This is a genomic window from Tenacibaculum halocynthiae (assembly GCF_964512825.1).
Lineage (GTDB): Bacteria > Bacteroidota > Bacteroidia > Flavobacteriales > Flavobacteriaceae > Polaribacter > Polaribacter halocynthiae.
This window is the reverse complement of sequence record NZ_CAZELG010000044.1, coordinates 84245-107876: the sequence shown is the minus strand read 5'-3', so window position 1 is coordinate 107876 and position 23632 is coordinate 84245. Positions and strand designations below refer to the sequence as shown.

The window sequence follows — 23632 nt, the reverse complement described above, 5'->3', positions numbered from 1 at the left end:
CTTCTTTTAATATTAATATCTCGTTCCTATCGGTGAACCATCAGGCATTTTAGGTGCTCTTTGTTTTTTGTACTTTAAAGGATTCTTTTTAAAATCTTGAATCATTTCCAAATATTGAATATCCATTAAATTCTTATTCTTCTTTGTAAGATAATTTACTAACTTATTTATTTCATTATTTGTTATTGCCTTAGCTTGAGAATATATATTCTTATCTACAATTATTGAAAACATTCCTTTCAACACTTCTTCTTTAACCATTTCATTTAATCCCTTATAATAACTATCATTAAACGATCTTTTAAACGTTTTAGTTATTAACTTGTCTAAAACTTCGCTTAACCCTAGTTGACTTTCATCTAAATTTTTATGTTGAATTAACCTATTTATCCTTTCTGGGTGCAGTAAAAAGCTTAATGTAAATTCAGTAGCAGTTTGCATTGCTCCATATGGATCAAAAGCAACTCCTGTTTTACTTTTAAAGCTTTCTCTAGTTCTATAATATCCATATGCACGTGGAGGAAATAAAGTTAATATTTTTTTAGGAATTCCTATTTTTTCTACATCAATTGTTTTTAATAAACTTTTTAACGCTTTACGCTCTGCTTTACCACTTACTCTTTCAACAACTTTTTCTTTTTGTCCTTTAACTGCATAGGTATAATCTAAACCTCCTATAGTTTTTGAAGTCGCATCAACTTGGTATCTATGAAAATAGTAAAGAGGTACAAATACATCTTCCAACACAGAGTATGGTTGTTTACTTTTAATATTGTCTATAGAAAAATTTTGAATAGCATGTGCTCTTATTTCTAAAATAGTATCTAATTCATCACTTGCGCTTTCTCCATTATCCCATAAATGTGCATACGCATGTGCACTCCCTTTAGAACGAGAATCTGAATCAGTTATAAATCGTAGTCCTTGTGCAAAAGCATTCTCTAATATTTTATTTAAGTTACTTTCTTCATTACTTTCAAAATCTTGATAAGCATAAGCTACGGTAACTTTATCCCATATACCTATTTTAGTATCATATGCTTTTGAAAAATCTATTGCACCATTTTTTAATGATAATTTAGGGTGTGGATAATCCATTACTGAAGACCTTCCATTTGTACTTGCTGCAAAATTATGAGCAAAACCTAAAGTATGACCAATTTCATGGGCTGATAGTTGACGAATTCTTGCTAAAGCCATATCTAAAGCAAAAGAATCATTTGCAGTATTATTTTTATAAGGAGCTTGTAAAGCTTGGGCAATTAAAAAATCTTGACGTATACGTAAAGATCCCAAACTAACATGACCTTTTATTATTTCTCCAGTTCTTGGATCTGTAATACTTCCTCCATAACTCCAACCTCTAGTTGATCTATGGACCCACTGAACCATATTATAACGAACATCTAATGGATCTACTCCTTCAGGCAACATTTTTATTTGAAATGCATTTTTATAACCTGCTGCTTCAAAAGCTTGATTCCACCAACTTCCTCCTTCTAATAAAGCTGAGCGAACTGGTTCAGGTGTTCCTCTATCTAAATAATAAATAATTGGTTCTTTTGCTTCACTAATTGCCGCTGATGGATTTTTCTTTTCTAAACGATGTCTTGTAATAAATCTTTTCTTTATTGGTTCATTAACAGGGGTAGCATAATCCATATAAGTCATTTGCCAAGAACCACATCTAGGATCATACTTTCTAGGAGTATAATTATTATCTGGTAACTCCACAAAAGAATGATGTTGATGCACTGTTATTAAGGAAGCATTAGGGGCTACACTTCTAACATTATAGCCTTTTGGTTTTCCAGAAAAAGTAAGCATAATATCAAATTCTACATTTTTAGGAAATGCTTTAGTTCTTCCCAAATTAAATGCACTCTTACTCTTATCTAATCGATAACTTCCTTCCTTATTTCTAGCGAGTGTATTAGTTACACCATGAGCATCTCTCATAAAAAAATCTGTTGCATCAACCAAATATTTATTCTTTTTAAATTCTTGAATCTTGAATCCATATAAAACTGATTTAGCAAAAGCTTCTTTTACAGATTCTTTTTCTTCTTTATTAGTAGTTATAGCTCTGTAGTCTTGATTAGGTTGAATTAATAATAATTTATTTCCTGCTTTTAAAAACTTAACCACAACACCATTTCCTAATTGTCCTCTATCTAAACCAATATCATTTGATCCAAGTCCTTCTGATAATGAATTAACATATAAAAACTCATTATTTAATTTAGTTACTTCTAAAAATATTTTATCATTACTTTCATCATAATAAAAAGTAAAATATCCTTTATACTTAGTAACTTCTTTATTTCCTTCAAAAAATTGTGAAAATCCAGAAAATGTTACACAAAAAAATAAAATAAATGTAGTTAGTTTTTTCATTATGTTAAATATTTCTATAAAAATAGAAAAATACTATTGGTTATTTAAAAACACTTCTGTCAATCTTAAATTTTAACTTATTTTTGTGATGATTATGATAACACAAGAACAGTTAAAAAATATCTCAGAGCGAGTAGTTAAACTAAAATCGTATTTAGATATTGATAAAAAATTAATTGAAATAAATAACGAAGAAGAAAAAACTGCCAATCCTGATTTTTGGAATAACCCAAAAGAAGCTGAAGCTTTAATGAAAGAACTTCGTTTTAAGAAAAAATGGGTTAATGATTATAACTCTATTGTTACTTTAAGTGAAGACCTTATTGTTTTATACGATTTTTATAAAGAAGGTGATGTTGAAGAATCTGAAGTTATTGAACAATATGAAAAAACAAGTACTCTTTTAGAAGATATTGAGTTTAAAAATATGCTATCTGAAGAAGGTGATAGTTTAAGTGCTACTATACAAATTACAGCTGGTGCAGGAGGAACAGAAAGTTGCGATTGGGTAGAGATGTTAATGCGTATGTATACCATGTGGGCAGAAAAACAAGGATACAAACTAAAAACACTTAACTATCAAGCAGGTGATATCGCTGGTGTAAAAACAGTAACCATCGAAATTGATGGTGATTATGCCTTTGGATGGTTAAAAGGAGAAAATGGTGTACATCGTTTAGTTAGAATTTCACCATTTGATAGTAATAATAAAAGGCATACTACTTTTGGTTCTGTATATATTTTCCCTGTAGCAGATGATACAATTGAAATAGAAATAAACCCAGCAGATATTGAAATAACTACTGCTCGTTCTAGCGGTGCTGGAGGTCAAAATGTAAATAAGGTTGAAACTAAAGTTCAATTAACTCATAAACCAACTGGTATACAAATTCAATGTTCAAATTCTAGATCACAACATGATAATAGAGCTACAGCTTTAAAAATGTTAAAATCTCAATTGTATGAAATTGAATTACAAAAACGATTAGCAACTAGAGAGAATATTGAAGCTGGAAAGTTAAAGACTGAATGGGGTAGCCAAATTCGTAATTATGTAATGCACCCTTATAAATTAGTAAAAGATGTTAGAACAGCTCATGAAACTGGAAATGTAGATGCTGTTATGGATGGAAACATAAATCCTTTTTTAAAGTCTTATTTAATGATGATGGGGCAAAAAGAAACAGATAAAACTTTTTAATACAAAAACATAAAATGATAAAAATATACCATAATAATAGATGTAGTAAATCTCGTTGCGGTTTGGAGATACTTGAAAATTCTGGAAAAAAATTTGAAATAGTTAAGTATTTAGATACGATTCCTTCAAAAGAAGAGTTAAAAGAAATTATTACATTATTAGGCATAGAACCTTTGCAATTAGTTCGTAAAAACGAAAAGATTTGGAAAGAGAATTTTAAAGGAAAAGAATTAACAGACGATCAAATAATTGAAGCAATGATTCATTACCCAAAGTTAATAGAACGCCCTATTGTAATAAATGGCTCAAAAGCGGTTATAGGTCGCCCACCAGAAAATATCACTACAATTTTATAATATAAAGCTCTCAAGTAATTGGGAGCTTTCTTTTTAACACTAATTAACAACTAAAAACTTAGTTTATAAAGTATTTGATGTATATTAGCTACTTAATCAAATACTTATTCACTATGAAAAAAATTCTTTATTCAATTTCTTTCGCTTTACTGATGACACTACCTGGGTATAGTCAGGCTTTAAAAAAAGTACCAAAAGGAAAAGAAAGTATTAAGTCAATGCCAATTCCAACCGACCCTTCTGTTAAAATTGGAAAACTTTCAAATGGTATTACCTATTATATTAAACAAAACCCTAAACCAGCTAATAAAGTAGAATTGCGTTTAGCAATCAATGCAGGTTCTATTTTAGAAGATGATGATCAATTAGGGGTTGCTCATTTTATGGAGCACATGAATTTTAATGGAACCAAAAATTTTAAGAAAAACGAGCTAATTGATTATTTACAATCTATTGGTGTTAAGTTTGGAGCTCATTTAAATGCTTATACTGGTTTTGATCAAACTGTTTATATTTTACCTATACCAAGTGATGATGATAAAAAACTTGAAAAAGGTTTTCAAATTATTGAAGATTGGGCACATGGAGCTCTTTTAAATGGTAAAGATATAGATGAAGAGCGTGGTGTTGTTTTAGAAGAATATCGCTCTAGAAGAGGTGCAGATAGCCGTATGCTAGAAAAATACTTACCTAAAGTTATGCATGGCTCTAAATATGCTAAAAGATTACCTATAGGAACCAAAGAAAGTATTGAAACTTTTAAACATGAAAGTATTCGTCGTTTTCATAAAGACTGGTACCGTCCAGACTTAATGGCTGTTATTGCTGTTGGTGATGTTGATGTTGCTACTTTAGAACAAAAAATAAAAGCTCATTTCGAAAGGATTCCAGCAGTAAAAAACCCAAGAAAAAGAAAAGTTTCAACTTTAAAAAACCACAAAGAAACATTTATCGCAATTGAAGCTGATAAAGAAGCTGCTTTTTCAAGAGTACAATTAATGTATAAAGACTATGATGAAGCAAAAGCAGATGTAACTATCAATGATTACAGAAACTCTTTAGTTAAGTCATTATTTTCTCAAATGTTAAATAACAGATTAAGTGAATTAAGAGAAAGTGAAAAACCTCCATTTGTTTATGGTTTTAGTTATCATGGAGGAACTTGGGCTAGAGGTAAAAATGCATACCAATCAACAGCAGGAACAAGTGCTGATGGCCAATTAAATGGGTTAAAGGCTTTATTAAATGAAAATGAAAGAGTTAAACGATATGGTTTCCAAGCCGGTGAGCTTGATAGAGCTAAGAAAAATGTAATTGCTCGTATTGAAAAAGCTTTTAAAGATAAAGACAAAAGAGAGTCTAGAAGAATAGTTGGGCAGTACGTAAATAACTTTTTAGAACAAGAAGCTATTCCTGGAATTAGTTGGGAGTATAAAGCTCATATGGGATTATTACCTTCTATTAAATTAGAAGAAGTAAACAGTATTATTAAAAACTTTTTACATGATGATAATCGAGTGGTTGTTATAACTGGCCCTAAAAAAGTAGTTACAGAATCGCAAGTTACCCAAGCTTTAAAAGAAGTTAAAACAAAAGAATTAAAACCATATGAAGATAAAGTAGTTGCTACTTCATTAATTACAAAAGCTCCTAAGTCTGGTACAATTATTAGTACTTCTAAAAATGATAAATTAGGAACAGTTACTTTAGTTTTAAGTAATGGTGCTAAAATTACTTACAAAAAAACTGATTTTAAAAATGATGAAATTTTATTTGATGCTTTCAGTTTTGGTGGTACTTCATTATATAGTGATAGTGATTTAAAAGCTACTACTTTTGCCAACGGAGCATTATCTCAAGCTGGGGTTAATGGATATTCAAAAACTGATTTATCAAAAATGATGTCGGGTAAAATTGCTCGTGTAACCCCATATATAGGTACATATAGTGAAGGCTTTAGAGGTTCTGCTTCTCCTAAAAACTTAGAAGATATGTTTCAAATGGTTCATTTATATTTCACCTCTTTAAATAAAGATGAAAAGGCTTTTAAATCATTTGTAAATAAACAAAAGAGTTTCTTAGGTAATTTATTAGCTAGTCCAAACTTTTTCTTTCAAAAAGAAATGGGTGATTTTATGAATGCTGGTAATCCTCGTTATTCAGGATTCCCATCTCCAGAGGCATATGATAAAGCTGACTATAACTTAGCTTACAAAAAATATCAAGAACGTTTTGCTGATGCTGGTGATTTTAATTTTTATTTTGTTGGTAATATTGATGAAAAAAAATTAGCTGAATATGCAATGAAATATATTGCTGGTTTACCTAACAAGAATTCGAAGGAAAACTATAAAGTACATAACTTTCGTCCAAAATCTGGAAACCATACAAAAACAATTCAGAAAGGAAAAGCACCAAAAAGTAATGTTAGAATAACATATCAAGGGAAAGCTAAATACAATAAAAAAGAAGCTTTAGCTTTTTCTATTTTAGGAGATGTAGTTGCTATTAAGTTAACTGAAAAACTTCGTGAACAAGAAGGTGGTGTATATTCATCAAGAACACGTGGTAGAATATCAAAAATGCCTTACGGTTGGTTTAACTTTAGTATTTCTTACCCTTGTGCACCTGAAAATGTTGAGAAACTTAAAAACATTTCTGTTAACCATGTTGCTTCTGTTATTAAAGATGGACCAACTGAAGAAGACGTAATGAAGGCCAAAAAGGGAATGATTTCAGATTATAGAGATGACCTTAAAAAGAATCGTTTTTGGTTAAGAACTATTAAAAACATTGATTATCAAAAGAACGAGGCTTCTGATCCAAGTGATTTTGAAAATAGAATTAATGCTTTAACTAAAAAAGATATTCAAAACGTAGCTAAAAAATATTTAACTAATGGCTATATTTTAGGAGTTTTAAACCCTGAAAAATAAGACACTCAATAAATTAATAATATACAAAGTCCTCAATTTAATTGAGGACTTTTATTTTTCTATAAACTTAGATTGTAAGAACCCTAATCCATACCCATAGAATTGAGTTAATGTTGTAATTATACTCAAAAAAGCAACTTTAAAGCTTTTGTTTTCAAATAATGAATTTAAAAAAAGTATTACAAAATAAAATGCATAAAAAAGAATAGGTATCCAACTACCAAATAATAATAAAATGATAGTGATATCTATTCCAATAATAAATAAACTTGGAAACCAATAAGTAATTTTAGCTGTTTCAGGGTATTTTCTATTTAATTTAGGTCTTGCAGTACCAAAAGCAAAAGTTTGTTTAAAAAACTGTTTAATAGTAGTTCTCCGCTTATGGTACACAAATGCTTTTTCCAGTAATTGAGTATTAAACCCACTTTCTAATAAACGGAAACTTAAATCAATATCCTCTCCAGCCTTTAATTTAGAAAAGCCTTTTGTTTTTTCAAAAGCTTTTTTAGATAACCCGAAATTAAAACTTCTTGGTTGAAATTTACCTACACTTTTCTTTTTTCCTCTAATGCCTCCTGTAGTTATAGTAGAAGTCATAGAATAGTTAATTGCTTTTTGAATGGCAGTAAAACTATGATGAGCCGCATCAGGCCCTCCAAAAGCATCCGTGAAATTTTTAGTTAATTCGTTTTTAACTATTGACAAATATTTTTGGGGTACAATTACATCTGAATCTAGTATAATAAAATAATTTCCTGAGGCCTTCTTCATTCCAAAGTTCCTACTTAAACCTGCTCCAGTATTTTCTTTATAAAAATATTTTATATTTAATTTAGCATTATACTTTTCTACTATGCTAACAGATGACTGATCAGAACCATCTTCAATAATAATAACCTCAAATTCATCTTGATAATCTTGTTTTGTGATACTCTCTAATAATTCATCAACTTCATCAGGACGATTATACACAGGTATTATTATAGAAAAATATAACTCCATTAAACAAGTGTTAATTTCTTATTTTTTTTCGCAATTCCATTCCAAAGTGCTATTCTTTTTTCTAATGAAGCTTTTGCGTAATAAAGCACATCATTCCACTTTTGTTCATCATTTCCACATAACTCTTCAATCATTTGCAAAGCTAACGGGCCATGTTCTCCTCCATCTAACTCAATATGTCTGTTTAAATAAAAAAGTAATTTACTATAATTTGTATTTTCCTTTTCTTCTGTTTTTTTAACAATCTCAATAAACATATCTGGTATTACATCTTCTCTTCCAAAAGTAAAACTAGATGCAATTATGTGAGGTTCTTTTGTATTAATTACTTCAAAAGTAAATAATAAAAACTCTTTTGTTTCTTCATTTATTGATAACTTACCTATAATATTTTCAATACTTTTTCCTTCTATTAATTCAGAAATAAAAGTTGAAATTTGCAATGCATTAGCTTTTACTTGTTGCATTGCATCTATATACATTTCAAAATGGCTTCTAGGTTCTCCTAATTCATTTAAATCGGTCTCCTCTTCTAAAACTATTTCATTAATAAAACGAGCTGCAGTCGAATTAATAACTGGTATCCAAGGTAAGTTTGTACAAGTCAGCTGTTGTTGTAAGGCTTTCAATAATGACATAAAATCCCAAACAGCAAAAACATGTTCTTCCATAAATACTTTTACATCATCAATTGTATTTAATGATGCATATAATTCATGCTCTCTTAACTCTAACCTTAACCCTTCTAACTCTTTCTCTATTAATAAAATACGATCCATACTCTTTTAGTTTCAATAAAAAATGCAAATCTAACGATTTGCATTTTATGTTTTTTTATGAATTCTTAAAAAAATTCTTTTATTCTGTAACAAATTTATCCATTACGGCATCACTAACTCCCATATTAGAAAACCCTCCATCATGGTATAAGTTTTGTAATGTAACTTTCTTTGTTAAGTCTGAAAATAATGAAATTGTATAATCTGCACATTCTAATGCTGTTGCATTTCCTAATGGTGACATTTTTTCAGCATAAGAAATAAACCCATCAAACCCTTTTACACCACTTCCTGCTGTAGTTGGAGTTGGAGATTGTGATACAGTATTTACTCTAACTTTATGATCACGTCCAAAGAAGTACCCAAAACTACGAGCTATCGATTCTAAATATGCTTTATTATCAGCCATATCATTATAATCAGGAAATACTCTTTGAGCAGCCATATATGTTAAAGCCACAATACTACCCCATTCATTCATTGCTTTTTTGTTGTACAAAACATTCATTGTTTTATGAAAAGATAATGCCGAAACATCAAACCCTTTCATTGTAAAATCGTATTTTGAATCAGTATAATGGCGACCTTTACGCACATTTACCGACATACCTATAGAGTGTAAAACAAAATCAATTTTACCCCCTAAAATTTCCATAGATTTTTCTACTAAATTATTTAAATCATCCATAGAAGTTGCATCAGCTGGAACAATTTGTGATCCTGTTTTTTCAGCCAACGTATTTAATTCTCCCATTCTCATTGCTATAGGAGCATTTGTTAAAACAAATTCAGCTCCTTCTTCATGTGCTCTCTCTGCTACTTTCCATGCTATTGAATGTTCATTTAAAGCTCCAAAAATAATTCCTTTTTTACCTTTTAATAAATTATACATAGTGTTATAGTCTTTTCTTTAGTTATTTGAGTATTTCTTCTTTAAATTAGTAGTTTACCTAATCAATGAAAAACTTTTATTATTGTTATCCTAATAATTCTTTAGCATGTGTTAATGCACTTTCAGAAAAATCTTTTCCGCTTAACATTTCTGCTATTTCAGCAACTCTTTCATCATAATTTAAGCGTTTTAAATTTGAAGTAGTTACCCCTTTTTCTTCTCCCTTGAAAACTTTATAATGTTGCTGTCCTTGTGAAGCTATTTGCGGTAAATGTGTAATAGTTATTACTTGCATATTCTCACCCATATCATTCATTATTTTTGCTATTTTATTTGAAACTTCTCCAGAAACACCTGTATCTATTTCATCAAAAATAATGGTTGGCAATTGAATATTACTTGAAAGTATTTTTTTAATGGAAAGCATTATTCTGGAAAGTTCACCACCAGAAGCTACTTTTTTTAGTTCACCGAAATTACCACCTTTATTTGCTGAAAATAAAAACACTAATTCGTCTTTACCATTTACTGTATAAATTTCACTTGGTTTTAATTCTATTAAAAACTGTGCATTTGGCATACCTAACTCAGTTAATAAATACTTTAACTCTTTTTGTAACTTAGGTATTCCTTTATTTCTTCCTTTAGTAATTAAACTAGCTACTTCATCTAATTTAACAGCTACAGCTTTAATTTCAAATTCCTTCTTAGTTATATTTTCACTCGCTCCTTCAACTTGTGCTACTTTTTCTGATAATGATTCATGAATTTTTTGTAATTCTTCAATCGTAGCCACACCATGTTTCTTTTCTAAGTTATATATAAGTTGTAGTCTATCGTTTAGTTCTTCTATTTCATTCGGATTAAAATCTACTTGTTCATTGGCAGATTCTAATTCAGTTACAATATCATCTAATTCAATTTTTATACTTGAAACTCTAGAAGTTAACTCTTCATATTCAGCTGAAAAAGAACTTATTTTCTGTAACTTACTTTCTAAAGAATGTAATTGAGTTTGTATACCTAAATCTTCATTAACAGTTATTTGTAAACCTTCAGATAAATTTAACTTAATATCTTCAATATTATTAAGTTTTTCAATCTTCTCTTCTAAAGTTTTTTGTTCTCCTACTTTAAGGTTTGCTTCTTCTAGTTCATTAAATAAATGAAGATTATATTCGTATTGTTCAGTTGACTTTTGAGCCTGATCTTTTAACTCTTTTAATTCTTTTTTTAATCCATTATACTTACGTAAACCTCTTTTATAAGAAGCTATTTTAGCCTGATTTTTAGCTAGAGCATCAAGAATTGAAAATTGAAAGTTAATATCAGATAACTGTAAAGTTTGATGCTGAGAGTGTATATCTATCAATTTTACTTTTAAAGCTGTTAAAACTGATAGATTTACAGGAGTATCATTTACAAAAGCTCTAGATTTGCCAGATGGTAAGATCTCTCTTCTTATAATTGTTTCCTCTTCATAATCTACATCTAATTCCTCAAAAACGGATTCTAAATTGTATCCATCTAATAAGAACTGAGCTTCAATAATACATTTTTTTTCTGCATTTTTTAGTGATGACAAATCAGCTCGATTTCCCATTACTAAACCTAAAGCTCCTAATAAAATCGATTTCCCCGCTCCAGTTTCACCAGTTATTATAGATAGCCCTTTGGTGAAATCAATCGATAATTGATTGATTAAAGCGTAATTATGTATTTTTAAATGTGTAAGCAAATTCTAAACTTTCTGAAAGATAAAAGTAAGTATTTTGAATGAATAAAAAACATATAGATTTTTAAAAGTATTTTGGTATTTAAAACATCAGTTTTTAATTAGAATTCTAACTTTTTACCTACATAAACTAAACTCCAGTTTTCCATAGATGTAATCTTTTTTTCAAACTCTGAAATTAATAAGATTTCATTTGATTTATTTTTTACCAAAATAGGAATAGATTTCAGTTCTTCATTGATTTTCCCTAGTACAGTTTTATACTCTTCCTTAGATTTAATAAGAGTTTCATGAACTTCAGGAAATTCTCTGATAGCCTCTAGTAAACTAAAATAATCATCTTCTTTGGTAAATAACTTTTCCTCATCTTCATATTCTTTTGTATTTACTTCTTTAGAGTTAGCTAAACGGTAAGAACCTTGCTCTCCAAAAATAGACGAGAAATTTGACATTGCATATTCATTTATTGAGTCACTTCCTGTCATTGCTATCATATAACCTACGTCATTTAACTCTATGTTATCAGTAAGCTCATTGTCATATACATTAATTTCATAGGATTCTAATCCTTCATTATTAGCCTTTTCTATATTATCTCTGTTAGAATCAATAATCACTACCCTTCTATCATTCTCTTGCAAATACTTTGCTATTAATCTAGCTACTTCAGATGCTCCTATTATCATTATTGCATTTGATCGTTTTAAAAACACACCTACTAATTTAGCAAACAATCTTGCAGTAGTTGCATTTAACAATACAGTACCTAAAACAACCATAAAAACAAGCGGAGTTATATACTCAGCTCCATCTACTCCTTGCTTCATTAACTTAGATCCAAATAAAGAAGCAATACCTGCTGCAACTATACCTCTTGGTCCTACCCAACTAATAAAAAGCTTTTCATTTGTTTTTAAATTAGATTTATGCGTACTTAAAAACACTGCTAAAGGTCTTATTATAAAAACTATTAATGCAAAAAGTAATAATGTTTTCCACTCGTACAATAGCATTAGCTCTTTATAATCCATATTCGCAGCTAATAAAATAAATAATATAGAAATTAATAATACACTAAGAGATTCTTTAAAATATAATATTTCTTTTAAATCTTTTAACTTGCTATTTCCTAGTACCATTCCCATAACTACCACAGCTAATAAGCCTGATTCATGCGCAAACAATTCAGACTCTACAAAAACTAACAATACAGTTGATAATGAAACTACATTTAACAAGTAATGTGGAACCCATTTTTTATCAATTATGAAAATTAAAGCGTGCGCAAATGTAAATCCGAATGTTGTTCCAAATAATAAAATTTTTAAAAACTCCAATAAAGCTGTTAAAGTAAATCCAGCTCCTCCTCCAACACTAATAAACTCAAATACCAATACGGCAACTAATGCTCCAATAGGATCAATTAATATTCCCTCCCATTTTAGTACAGCAGAAACATCCTTCTTTAAAGGTATATTTCTTAAAATAGGAGTAATTACCGTTGGTCCTGTAACAATAATTAAACCTGAAAACAAAAATGAAAGTTTCCAATTTAAATTGAATATGTAATGTGCAGTAATCCCTGCTCCGAAAAATGTAATTGCCGATCCTAGCGTTATTAACTTACTAATAACAGGTCCAATATTCTTTATTTCCCCTCTTCTTAACGTTAATCCTCCTTCAAAAAGAATAATACTAATAGCCAATGAAACAAAATAATACAGCCCATCTCCAGGAAATAATCCTTTTTCTCCATTCCAAACTGGCTCAATCCATTTACTACCATCTTCATTAAAAAACTGAGCCGCAATAGGCCCTACAATCAATCCAATTAATATTAAAGGTAAAATAGCAGGAATCTTAAACTTCCATGCAACCCATTGTGCTAAAATCCCTAAAATTATAATCCCAGCTAATTCAATCATAGTTTAAATTTAAGTTTCATAGTTTTGTTTCCTAAAACTACAATAAAATTTTATATTCGAAGTCTAAAATTTACAATTTTGATTAACAAAATTATTATAGGTATTGCATTTTCTCCTAATTTAAAAGCCAATTTACTAGAGGCTATCAGATTAGCGAACATGTTTAAAGCAGAATTGATAGGTGTTCATGTTGGTGAAAAATCAATTCAAAAAGAAAATCAATTAAAAAAGTTGCTTTTTGAAGCACCAAAGCCACTAAAAGGATTTACAACTATTTGGCAAGAAGGAGAGCCAGTAGATGTTATTTTGAGTACCACAACTCAACAGCAAGCAGATTTACTTATTTTAGGAGCCTTACAAAAAGAAAATATCTATAAATATTATGTAGGATCTATCGCTCGAAAACTAACAAGAAAATCTCCTTGTTCTGTTTTACTTTTAATAAAACCTTCTACTGAACGTGTTCCTTGTAAACATATTGTTGTTAATGGTTTACAAGATGAAGATACAGAAGAAACTATTAAAACAGCTTTTACTATTTCAAAAAATTTAGATTGTAAAAGAGTTACCATTGTAGAAGAAATTAGTCAAAACGAATTAAACGTAACAGTAAGTGATGATAAAACACTTCTTAAAGCAACTGAAGTAAAAGAACAGTTAAAAAACAGAGAAGATTTACGTGTAAAAAACATACTTAAAACTATAGATATTAAAGATATAAATGTAAAAACGCAAAGTATTTTCGGTAGAAGAGGATATTCTATTGGGCATTATGCTAAAGTTAAAAGAGCTGATTTACTTATAATGAATGCTCCAAAAAAAACAGGGATTTTACATAGAATTTTCCCTCATGATATAGAATATATCTTATCAGAATTACCAACCGATGTTTTAATAGTTAAATAATATAGATGGGAAGAAAGAATAATATTAAAACATTTTTAGGAGAGTTACCTCAAAATATATTTGCAGGTTTTGTTGTTTCATTAATAGCCCTTCCTTTGGGGTTTGGATTAGCTTTAGCTTCTGGTGCTCCACCAATGTCAGGAATTATAGCCGCAATAGTTGGTGGATCTGTAGTTGCTATTTTAGGTGGATCTAATGTTACTATAACTGGTCCTGGTAATGGTTTAGTTGTTGTTATTTTAGCTGCTATTACAACATTAGGTGCTGGTGATATGCAGCAAGGATTCTTATATACATTAGCTGCTATTGTAGTTTCTGGAGTTATCATGATTATCCTTGGTTTCCTTAGACTTGGTTCTTTAGGAGACTTTTTTCCTTCGTCCGCCATCCAAGGAATGTTAGCTGCAATTGGTATAGGAATATTCGCCAAACAAATACATGTTATGTTTGGTAACCTGGATGCTAAGGGTAGTATTATTGACTTGTTACTTCAAGTACCTGAAGGCATTGTTAATTTTACAAAAACAGATAGTCAAAGTGTTTTTTATGCTGGAATGGTTGGTGTTATAAGTTTACTTATAATGATATTTTATAGTAAAATACGTAATAAATACTTTCAATTAATCCCTGCTCCTATGTGGATTGTTGTTTTAAGTGTTGGTATGTATTATTACTTTGATATGGTGTCACCTTCAACATATCCAATAGATAAAAGTTTATTAATAAACTTACCTGATAATGTACTTTCTAGCTTTGCTTTCCCTGATTTTGGAAAAGTATACGATTTTGAATTTATTAATGCTGTTATTGCAATTACTTTAATTGCTAGTATTGAAAGTTTATTAAGTATAAAAGCAGTTGATAAACTAGACCCTTTAAAAAGACGTTCAAATGTAAATAAAGATATTAGAGCTTTAGGATTAGCTACTGTAATCAGTGGTTTTCTAGGTGGTTTAAATGTGGTTACAGTTATTGCTCGTAGCTCAGTAAATGTTAACAACAAAGGGAGTAATCGTTCTGCTAACTTTTTTCATGCATCTTTTCTAGTTGCTTTTATTTTACTATTTGCTTCAGAGTTACGTAAAATACCATTACCTGCTCTTGCAGCTATTTTAGTTTATACAGGTTACAAATTAGCCTCACCTGAAAATATTAAAAAAGTATTTAAAATAGGAAAAGAGCAATTAATTATATTCTTAATTACATTATTTACCACTATTACTACCAATTTAATTACAGGAATCCTTGTTGGTATATTTTCTACCTTTATTATTCATGTAATTATTAATAAAAGTTTCATGTTTTTCATTAGAAACTTATTAAAGCCAAATGTTTTAATGTTTACTGAAGATGGTAAATATTACGTTTCAGTTGAAAATTTCTCAAGCTTTTTAAATTATACTCGTTTAAAATCTAAGCTAAACCAAATACCTGAACATGAAGATGCTATTGTAGATTTCTCTTTATGTGATTTTGTTGACCATTCAATTATGGAAAATATGAACAACTACATTGAGACTTTTAAACGAAAAGGCGGATACTTTGAAATTATTGGTTTAGATGGTTACAAAACTGGAAGTGAACATCCATTTGCTTTACGTAAAAACATACCAACAAATTTAATTGATAAATCGAAAAAAACTGTTTTAACAAAACGCCAAAAATCAGTTTCTAAAATTAGTAAAGAGTTAGGTTGGAGTTATAAAACCACTCCAAAAGAAGTTACTGAAATCCCAGAATTTGGATATTTTAAAACACGCCAAATTAATAAAGTATCTAACATTTTATCAAATGAAAATTGTGCTTTATTTGATGTTGAATTTTCTGAAGGAGAATTAATCGCTAAGCAAATTATTAAGGCAACAATGTTTTATATTAGTATAGATGAAAAAGTTCCTGAGTTTACTTTAGATAGGGAAGGAATTTTCGAATACATCTATCATTTTGCAGGCTTTAAAGATATTGATATTGAAGACCACCCTGATTTTTCTAGGCGTTTTTATTTATCTGGAAAAAACCAATTTGACATAAGAAGTTTTTTCACTGATGAATTAATTTTATTTTTTGAAAGTAATAATTATTATCATATTGAAGGTAGTAAAAATGGACTACTAATTATCGGTAAAGAACGTTTAGCTGGTGTTAAAGAAATTAAACAACTAGCTAATTTTGGAATTCGTTTAAAAGATGTTATTCATAAGGAAGAGCCTATAGCAGTTCTATAGTTCTCTTTCTTTCATTTCCTAAATCGTCTATTACAGTAATTTTATAGACTCCTTTTTCTTTAGGGTTTATAGCTTGCTCGTGGTATTCTTTTGTTTCTCCTATGAACACATTATTTAAATACCAATAAACTTTAGCTTCTGCATTTGCGTGAGTTAATTTAAGTATTAGTGGGTTTGTTTTAGTATCCTCAGATTTTGTTAATGAGATTTTTGAATATTGTTTTGTTGGAAAAACAAAGTCCATTGTATTGGAATCTAAAATAACACAATCACTTCTATAACTTGGTAATACTCTATAATTAGCATTTTTTTGCTGGTAATAATGTGCCATTAATGGAGGCAATATGAACCATGTTTTATTTTTTATATTAGTAACAGATTCGCAATTTGAATTTACTCTAAATTTTTCAGTTTGATCAATACTTATTTGCTTATGATATGGGCATGATTTAGCTCGTACTCCATTTTTTTGGACTCTTTTAATAATTGAATTACATATTGGTAATGCTAAATAACCACTTTTTTCACAAATACTTTCTTCAACCAAGTTTTCATAAGGGGCTAAAAACCAATTTGACTTTGGTAAAACATCAAAAACATCAAACATTAATGGAGCAGCACTACCTACACCTGTTAAATCTGGCCTTCCTTCCCCATCAGAATTACCTACCCAAACACCTACAACATACTTAGAATTAGTTCCTATAGCCCATGCATCTTTATTACCAAAACTAGTACCAGTTTTCCATCCTATTTTTTGAGAAGAATCAAAATATTTCCATGCTTGATCTGTAAATGGTCTATTTACTTCAGTTAAGGTATTTAGTGTTAAAAAAGCGGTGCCTGCATCTATTTTATTGTATTTCTCAGTTATAGCTCCAAAATTAACCTCATTCAACTCTATAAAAATAGGCTCTATAAATTCATTTTCATAATATTTATGTCCCAATTTTTCATAATGATTAACAATACCTGAATAACTTGCAAAGGTTTTACACAAATCCCATAAACTAGCCTCTGCTCCACCTAAAATTAAAGATAATCCATAATAATCGGCTGATTTATTAATATGCTTTATCTGATACTCTTTTAAATCTTCTCTGAATTTTTCCAATCCATACGACTGTAACATACGTATGGCAGGAATATTCAGCGAACGAGTTAATGCTTCGTTGGCTGGAACTGCACCATCAAAAGTCAGGTCAAAGTTTTTTGGTGTATAGCCTGCAATTTCTGTTGGAACATCAGGTATTAATTGAGTAGGAAGTAAATTTCCTAATTGAAGCATTTGCGCATATAAAAAAGGCTTTAAAGTACTACCTGTACTTCTTGGAGAAATCACATTATTTACATCTTTTTGATGTTTTTTATTAGTTGGAGAATTCCCTATGTAGCTCAATACTTTTCTAGTTTCAACGTCTAATACTAGTACAGCAATATTAAAAACTTCATTCTGCTTTTGTCGTTCGTAATGTTGTTTTACTAAATAATTTACACGTTTTTGTAAATGAAAATCTATGGTACTTTTTATATGTTTTCCTTTGAGTTCCTTTCCTACTTCTTGAACAAAATGAGGAGCAATAGAAGGAAGAGGAAAAGGTTTTTGAGGTAACTCTTCTTCTAAAGCTAATTCATAAGTAGTTTTATCAATTATTTTTTTTTTGTAAAGTTTATTTAATAGCCTGTTTCGTTTCTTTTTTAATTTTAATTGATTTTTACCTGGATATATCAATGATGGTGCATTAGGCAACACTGCTAAAGTAGCACTTTCAGCCCAAGACAGTTGGTTAGGTTGTAGCCCAAAATAACGCCAAGAAGCCATTTCTAAGCCTACAACATTTCCTCCAAAAGGTGCATGTGACGCATATAACTTTAATATTTCTTTTTTTGAAATTCTAAACTCTAAACGAGTTGCATAAATTAATTCCTTTAATTTTTCAATATAAGATCGTCTTTTATTTTTACGCGACAAACGAATTACTTGTTGAGTAATAGTACTTCCTCCTCTAACAACTCTTTTAGCTTTAATATTCTCTTTTAATGCCTTTGCAAGAGAAACTGGATTGAAACCAAAGTGTTTATAAAAATGAGCATCCTCAAATTGTAAAATACATTGTTCAAATTTTTTAGGAATAGAATCTAACTCTGGAAACCTCCATTGTCCATCATCAGCTATAAGTGCACCTAGCAATTCTTTATTTTTTGCAATAACAACTGTTGAAGTAGGATCTTCAAATAGTTTTTCGGGTAAACAGAAATAATATAGAACTAATAAAATAGCACTACTAATTATTTTTATTTTATGTTTTTTTAAAAAAACTAACACCACTTTTCTTTTACAATTTATACATATCAAAAGTATAAAGTTTATAGTTAAAATATCACAGATAAGTCTGCTATATTTGCAGCTTTGAATTTACTATGAGTTTTACCTTACTTTCATCACCTTTACAAGGTTTTACAGATTTCCGTTTTAGAAATGCACAAAACAAATATTTTGGTGGTATTGATACTTTTTATGCCCCTTATATTCGTTTAAATGGGAAATTTAAAATAAAATCAAGTTATCAACGTGATTTACAACCTGAAAATAACACAACTTTAACGGTTATACCACAGGTAATAACAAATAATCCTGATGAATTTTTATTTGTAGCTAAATACGTACAAAGTCTTGGTTACAAAGAATTAAATTGGAATTTGGGTTGCCCTTATCCAATGGTCACAAAATCTGGTATGGGATCTGGTTTAATTTGTAACCCCGCAAGAATTGATGAAGTTTTATCTAAAGCACATAATGAAACTGATATTTTAGTTTCTATGAAAATGCGAATGGGATATGAAAATAGCGAAGAAATTCTACACACATTTCCTATTTTAGATAAATATCCTCTTAAAAATGTAGCCATTCATGCACGAATAGGAAAGCAATTATATAAAGGTGGAGTTGATTTAGATGCTTTTCAAAAATGTATTGATACTTCAAAACATCAATTATACTATAATGGCGATATTACTTCTGTAGAAGGATTCAAGTTAATGACAGAACGTTTTCCTAGCATTACTCATTTTATGATTGGACGAGGTTTAATTGCTGATCCATTTTTACCACAAATGATAAAAGATAACACTACAGAGTATCCTACTGATAGATGGCAACGTTTTGAAGCTTTTCATAATGAAATTTATCAACAATACGACGAGGCATTGTCTGGTCCTACTCCTATTAAAATGAAAATGCTCGGTTTTTGGGAATACTTTTCTAAATCTTTTTCTGACCCAAGAAAAACTTACAAGAAAATAAAAAAAGCAGGGAATCAAAAAAAATATCAAGTAGCTGTTAAAGAAATATTTAATAATGAAAAATAAAAAAAGTTTATAGCTTAAAAAATATTTTTTTTATTTGTAATGATTGCTATTAACTAACGACTAAGCATACTAGAATTGAAAGGATAGATTTTAATTTTTGAAGGGTTAATTTACTATCACTTAAATAAAAAGGAACTCATAGTATGAGTTCCTTTATTTTTTGATATCCTAACTTAAAGTTTTTTTTTCTATTTTTTTCAATTCAATGGTGTTTTAATACTACTTATCGAAACACAACACCTATTCAACTAATAATCAGACAACTTACTTAGTTCTTAAATTATATTTACAGTGTAGTTTAAAATTTGATTTTTCATTTTTTGGAAAATGTTTGGTTAGTTAGGAAAGAAGTCTTCGCAAGAATACTTCTTTCTTTTTTTTATAAAACTTATTTTAGTTGTTTACTATAAAATCTCAAATACCGTTTATCTATAGATACATTCTATTCAACTAATTTAATTCAACAAAACTCTTTCTTTAAATTACTTTTATGTAGAAGTTTTAAATAATTTCATTTTTAGTAAGTTTAAATTAGTTTGAGAGAAGGAGTAATTTTGAAGGGTTACTTCTTTTCTTTTTTATTTATAAAAAGCATACTAATAAAAAAGCGACCTGAATAAAAATTCAAATCGCTCTTATCATGTTTTATGTAGTTTTATTTCAGTTTTTTTAATAAAATTTCAGCCACTAATTCAGAAGATGCTGGATTTTGACCAGTAATTAATAATTCATCTTCTAAAACATAAGGTGCCCAATCATCACCTTTAGAAAATATTGCTCCATTTTCTTTTAGCATATTTTCTACTAAAAACGGAACCACGTTTGTTAACTGTACAGCTTCTTCCTCTGTATTAGAAAATCCAGTAACTTTTTTCCCTTTTACTAACGGAGTTCTCTCTTCATTTTTTGTATGTTTAAAAATAGCTGGTGCATGACAAACTGCACTTACCGGTTTATTGTTTTTTATGAATGATTCAATAAGTAAAATTGAATCTTTGTCTTCTACTAAATCCCATAAAGGACCATGCCCTCCTGGATAAAATACAGCATCATAATCTGCTTGATCAACTGTGTTTAATTTTATTGTTTTTGATACAATCTCTTTTGTTTCTTCATCTTTATAAAACCTAATTGTGGATGCAGTTTGAAAATCTGGCAATTCACTTTTTGGATCTATTGGTGGTTGCCCTCCTTTAGGTGATGCCAAAATAACCTCAACATTATTATCTTTAAAAAAATAATAGGGAGCTGCAAACTCTTCTATCCAAAATCCAGTTTTTTCACCAGTAGTCCCAAGTTCATCATGACTAGTTAATACAAATAATACTTTTTTCATTTTTTCTACTTTTTGTCTGAGTAAATTATTTTATTTAATGATCATTGTATCGCAGGAGAATATTTATATATACTCAAGTTGATACTTAAACAAAACTATAATACTTAAGACTTAAAATAATTGATGTATGGTAAGAAAACTATTTTTCAGCAATTTCTTTTCTAATTCTACTTAAACTTTCAGTTGTTATCCCAAGATAAGACGCTATGTGGTAATTTTTTACACTTATTTCTATATTAGGATATGCCTCAATAAAAGTAATATATCTTTCTTTTGCCGTTTGAGATAAAGCACCAAGTATTCTTTTTTGAAAACTAGAAAAAGCTCCTTCCATTTTCCTTCTAAAAAAAGTTTCTAATTTTGGTATAACTGTATATAAACTTTCCATTGACTCTTTAGATATCTTATATACAACTGCATCCTGGATGCAATCAATAGTCATAATTGCTTTTGAAGTTGTAAAAAAAGCTGTATAATCACTTATCCACCAGTCTTCAATAGCGAATTGTATAGTATGCTCTTTTACCATCTTTACCTATAAAATAAGCTCTTAAACAACCGCTATAAATATAATATTGATTACCTACTGTTTTTCCAGAATTTAAAAGTCTGTCTCCCTTTTTTATAATGATTTTTTCAAATTTACGTTCAACAGTGCTTATTTCATCAACAGAAAAATTTATACCTTTAAAAATAGATAGTAATATGGATGTTTTTGAATTCATTTTTAATATACTATTGGAAAATTTTCAATTTTTCTCTATTACTATTTTAATTTTACTATTTACGCTAACTAATTTAGTTGAGTCTACTTCTTCTTTAAACATAACTGCCTCAGATAGCTTCACCTTTGCCGGGTTCCACTTAACACCTTTTTCATTTAACCAAGTTTGTACTTTTAACTCTAATTTTTTATTATCCGTTATAATAATTGGTTTTCCATTTGATAATATATAAAAAGTTAATGTGTCACCTTTCTGACTATAATTAGGATAAACTATTTTTGATACTTGTTTCCTAAAATGAGTGAGTCCCTCTTCAAACTGAAAATCTTTTTTTATAGGATATATTGCTTTTTGAATAACTGTAGAATCATTCTCATATATATGTGGTATCCATTTAGGGTCTCTATGAATGACTTCATTACTTTGTGACCTTAATAAGGCAGGTTCTTTTTCATTTTCTTTAGAAATAGCCCAAGTAACCCATGGCATTAATGAACCATCTACATATTGCTTTGCTCCCATAATTCCAGAATAAAGAAATAGTTTAGTTCTTTCATTTTTTAGGTGATTTTCCCAAATAATATTCGCTTCACTTTTATAATTTGGAAAAACATCAATATTTAATTTTGAGTATAAGTATTTATCACCAACTACGTATTCATTTTTTAAAAACTTATGTTCAACCTTCATCATTCCTAATTCCTTATCGTAAACACCTGTTCCTAAAACTTCTATATAAGGATAAAGTTTAATGATCCATCCAGAAATAGAGAACTCACCATAATCTAAATATTCTTTATAAATATTTCTCCAAAATTTTTCGTTTATAGTATTAGTATAGATTGCTATAAACTCATCTAGAATAAGTTCTAGTTCTTTACGCCAAAAACCTAATTCTAAATCATCTAAGTTTGATAAACTTTCTTTTATTTTTATCCAATCAGATTTAGTTCCCGTTAGGGTTATATAAGGAATGCCGCAACCTCCTTCACCTACGTATGTAAAAGCCTTTTTATATCCATATAAAATATTAGCTTGATAAGCTATATGAATATTTTCTGTTGTGGTAGAAAATTTGGGAGCTAAAAAAGAAAACATATCTTCTTTTGTGTATTTTTTTGTAGAATTTGTTAAGCTAGTTATTAAACTTTTCCAATGTTTTACTCCATACTCTAAAGAGTCGTTTCTAACTTTTATAACCTTAGGTTTATTTTTCTTAAATAATTTAACATCTAATTGTTTAAATTCTTTATTTATATGTGTTGAAACCCCTTGAGCTATAGTCATCCATATAACATCTGGAGATAATACTAACGGTCTATGCTGTCCATAACATATATTTATAGTGTTAATAAGCCCATTACCACTTATTGGAACCAACTTTAAAAGAGTATCATTACTTTCTGGGTAATAAGTAATTTGTTTTCTTATAAAATTTGCTAAAACTTTTTTAGCTGGAAATGTTTCAAGAAGGGTGTCATTCTTTAATACATTGTCTACTTTAAACTTTATTCCATTTACAGATTTGTTTTCATTTAAAAAAAAATCATCAACTTTCTGAAGTTTAAGAGTATCTGAAGTTATCTCTGTGTTTTTTTTTCTTTTCTCAAAACTACAGGCGAAAAATAAACATGTAAAACTTATAAGCATAAATGTTTTACAAAAAAAGTTCATAGTGTTTAATATCATTTTAAAGCAATTATAATGTAAATTTAAATTAAATACTCGAATACGATTATTTATACTCCTTTTTTTAATTCCTTTTTTATTTTCTAAAACGAAAGGTTCACTAACTTTCTTATTATTTAAACTAGGGCGCTATCATAATCTAAGTAACCTTACTAA

The 23632-nt window shown here is 28.9% G+C and carries 17 protein-coding genes; 6 read left to right on the top strand and 11 right to left on the bottom strand.

Annotation, left to right across the window (positions count from 1 at the left end; genetic code table 11):
• Positions 1-12 precede the first annotated feature (12 nt).
• Complete coding sequence (locus ACKTTQ_RS17965) at positions 13-2397, bottom strand: zinc-dependent metalloprotease (RefSeq protein ID WP_408049993.1); 2385 nt, start codon at positions 2395-2397, stop codon at positions 13-15.
• A gap of 94 nt (positions 2398-2491) precedes the next feature.
• On the opposite strand from ACKTTQ_RS17965, the gene prfB reads away from it, so the two are divergent.
• From prfB to ACKTTQ_RS17950, 3 genes are all read left to right on the top strand, one after another.
• Positions 2492-3598: a peptide chain release factor 2 gene (gene prfB / locus ACKTTQ_RS17960; RefSeq protein ID WP_093872027.1), complete on the top strand. Its 1107-nt coding sequence runs from the start codon at positions 2492-2494 to the stop codon at positions 3596-3598.
• Between the two features lie 14 nt (positions 3599-3612).
• The gene (gene arsC / locus ACKTTQ_RS17955; RefSeq protein WP_408049992.1) at positions 3613-3954 is read left to right on the top strand and encodes an arsenate reductase (glutaredoxin); all 342 of its coding nucleotides are present in this window, start codon (positions 3613-3615) and stop codon (positions 3952-3954) included.
• A gap of 113 nt (positions 3955-4067) precedes the next feature.
• Positions 4068-6890, top strand: coding sequence for a M16 family metallopeptidase (locus ACKTTQ_RS17950; protein WP_408049991.1), 2823 nt, complete (start codon positions 4068-4070; stop codon positions 6888-6890).
• A 51-nt stretch (positions 6891-6941) separates the two neighbouring features.
• Here ACKTTQ_RS17950 and ACKTTQ_RS17945 read toward each other — a convergent pair whose 3' ends face one another.
• The 5 genes from ACKTTQ_RS17945 to ACKTTQ_RS17925 all read right to left on the bottom strand — a co-directional run bounded on the left by ACKTTQ_RS17945 (position 6942) and on the right by ACKTTQ_RS17925 (position 13226).
• A complete protein-coding gene (locus ACKTTQ_RS17945) occupies positions 6942-7895 on the bottom strand; it encodes a glycosyltransferase (protein WP_408049990.1) in 954 nt (317 codons plus the stop codon).
• Entirely contained in the window at positions 7895-8674 is a 780-nt protein-coding gene (locus tag ACKTTQ_RS17940) for a DUF3050 domain-containing protein (RefSeq protein ID WP_408049989.1), read from the bottom strand. Before ACKTTQ_RS17940 ends, ACKTTQ_RS17945 begins: the two co-directional genes overlap by 1 nt.
• Positions 8675-8753: 79 nt before the next feature.
• Entirely contained in the window at positions 8754-9566 is an 813-nt protein-coding gene (locus ACKTTQ_RS17935) for an enoyl-ACP reductase FabI (RefSeq protein ID WP_093870915.1), read from the bottom strand.
• Between the two features lie 85 nt (positions 9567-9651).
• Positions 9652-11304 carry a DNA repair protein RecN gene (gene recN / locus ACKTTQ_RS17930; RefSeq protein WP_408049988.1) on the bottom strand — a complete coding sequence of 551 codons (1653 nt, stop codon included), beginning with the start codon at positions 11302-11304 and terminating at the stop codon, positions 9652-9654.
• 98 nt (positions 11305-11402) lie between these two features.
• Positions 11403-13226, bottom strand: coding sequence for a cation:proton antiporter (locus tag ACKTTQ_RS17925; protein WP_299135976.1), 1824 nt, complete (start codon positions 13224-13226; stop codon positions 11403-11405).
• A 78-nt stretch (positions 13227-13304) separates the two neighbouring features.
• On the opposite strand from ACKTTQ_RS17925, the gene ACKTTQ_RS17920 reads away from it, so the two are divergent.
• Together ACKTTQ_RS17920 and ACKTTQ_RS17915 are read left to right on the top strand one after the other, a co-directional pair.
• Complete coding sequence (locus ACKTTQ_RS17920) at positions 13305-14132, top strand: universal stress protein (RefSeq protein WP_408049987.1); 828 nt, start codon at positions 13305-13307, stop codon at positions 14130-14132.
• A 5-nt stretch (positions 14133-14137) separates the two neighbouring features.
• Complete coding sequence (locus ACKTTQ_RS17915; protein WP_093870912.1) at positions 14138-16357, top strand: SulP family inorganic anion transporter; 2220 nt, start codon at positions 14138-14140, stop codon at positions 16355-16357.
• Here ACKTTQ_RS17915 and pbpC read toward each other — a convergent pair.
• Positions 16341-18683 carry a penicillin-binding protein 1C gene (gene pbpC / locus ACKTTQ_RS17910; RefSeq protein WP_408049986.1) on the bottom strand — a complete coding sequence of 781 codons (2343 nt, stop codon included), beginning with the start codon at positions 18681-18683 and terminating at the stop codon, positions 16341-16343. The two genes, ACKTTQ_RS17915 and pbpC, sit on opposite strands and share 17 nt — an antisense overlap.
• A gap of 95 nt (positions 18684-18778) precedes the next feature.
• Between pbpC and ACKTTQ_RS17905 the strand changes: the two genes are divergently transcribed.
• A complete protein-coding gene (locus tag ACKTTQ_RS17905; RefSeq protein ID WP_408049985.1) occupies positions 18779-19726 on the top strand; it encodes a tRNA dihydrouridine synthase in 948 nt (315 codons plus the stop codon).
• 655 nt (positions 19727-20381) lie between these two features.
• On the opposite strand, the gene ACKTTQ_RS17900 is transcribed toward ACKTTQ_RS17905, so the two are convergent.
• The 4 genes from ACKTTQ_RS17900 to ACKTTQ_RS17885 all read right to left on the bottom strand — a co-directional run bounded on the left by ACKTTQ_RS17900 (position 20382) and on the right by ACKTTQ_RS17885 (position 23461).
• Positions 20382-21062 (bottom strand): type 1 glutamine amidotransferase domain-containing protein, encoded by a 681-nt coding sequence (locus tag ACKTTQ_RS17900; protein WP_408049984.1) that lies wholly within the window; start codon positions 21060-21062, stop codon positions 20382-20384.
• 139 nt (positions 21063-21201) lie between these two features.
• Positions 21202-21591, bottom strand: coding sequence for a Crp/Fnr family transcriptional regulator (locus tag ACKTTQ_RS17895; RefSeq protein ID WP_408049983.1), 390 nt, complete (start codon positions 21589-21591; stop codon positions 21202-21204).
• A complete protein-coding gene (locus ACKTTQ_RS17890; RefSeq protein ID WP_408049982.1) occupies positions 21557-21787 on the bottom strand; it encodes a cyclic nucleotide-binding domain-containing protein in 231 nt (76 codons plus the stop codon). The genes ACKTTQ_RS17895 and ACKTTQ_RS17890 overlap by 35 nt, the downstream gene beginning before the upstream one ends.
• Before the next feature lie 24 nt (positions 21788-21811).
• Positions 21812-23461, bottom strand: a complete 1650-nt coding sequence (locus ACKTTQ_RS17885) for a DUF4419 domain-containing protein (RefSeq protein WP_408049981.1) — start codon at positions 23459-23461, stop codon at positions 21812-21814.
• Positions 23462-23632: the final 171 nt, after the last annotated feature.

Excerpts from the sequence above, each read along its gene's own strand:
- ACKTTQ_RS17965 (WP_408049993.1), bottom strand. The coding sequence starts at position 2,397 with ATGAAAAAACTAACTACATTTATTTTATTTTTTTGTGTAACATTTTCT.
- prfB (WP_093872027.1), top strand. The coding sequence starts at position 2,492 with ATGATAACACAAGAACAGTTAAAAAATATCTCAGAGCGAGTAGTTAAA.
- arsC (WP_408049992.1), top strand. The coding sequence starts at position 3,613 with ATGATAAAAATATACCATAATAATAGATGTAGTAAATCTCGTTGCGGT.
- ACKTTQ_RS17950 (WP_408049991.1), top strand. The coding sequence starts at position 4,068 with ATGAAAAAAATTCTTTATTCAATTTCTTTCGCTTTACTGATGACACTA.
- ACKTTQ_RS17945 (WP_408049990.1), bottom strand. The coding sequence starts at position 7,895 with ATGGAGTTATATTTTTCTATAATAATACCTGTGTATAATCGTCCTGAT.
- ACKTTQ_RS17940 (WP_408049989.1), bottom strand. The coding sequence starts at position 8,674 with ATGGATCGTATTTTATTAATAGAGAAAGAGTTAGAAGGGTTAAGGTTA.
- ACKTTQ_RS17935 (WP_093870915.1), bottom strand. The coding sequence starts at position 9,566 with ATGTATAATTTATTAAAAGGTAAAAAAGGAATTATTTTTGGAGCTTTA.
- ACKTTQ_RS17925 (WP_299135976.1), bottom strand. The coding sequence starts at position 13,226 with ATGATTGAATTAGCTGGGATTATAATTTTAGGGATTTTAGCACAATGG.
- ACKTTQ_RS17915 (WP_093870912.1), top strand. The coding sequence starts at position 14,138 with ATGGGAAGAAAGAATAATATTAAAACATTTTTAGGAGAGTTACCTCAA.
- ACKTTQ_RS17905 (WP_408049985.1), top strand. The coding sequence starts at position 18,779 with ATGAGTTTTACCTTACTTTCATCACCTTTACAAGGTTTTACAGATTTC.
- ACKTTQ_RS17900 (WP_408049984.1), bottom strand. The coding sequence starts at position 21,062 with ATGAAAAAAGTATTATTTGTATTAACTAGTCATGATGAACTTGGGACT.
- ACKTTQ_RS17895 (WP_408049983.1), bottom strand. The coding sequence starts at position 21,591 with ATGGTAAAAGAGCATACTATACAATTCGCTATTGAAGACTGGTGGATA.
- ACKTTQ_RS17890 (WP_408049982.1), bottom strand. The coding sequence starts at position 21,787 with ATGAATTCAAAAACATCCATATTACTATCTATTTTTAAAGGTATAAAT.
- ACKTTQ_RS17885 (WP_408049981.1), bottom strand. The coding sequence starts at position 23,461 with ATGAACTTTTTTTGTAAAACATTTATGCTTATAAGTTTTACATGTTTA.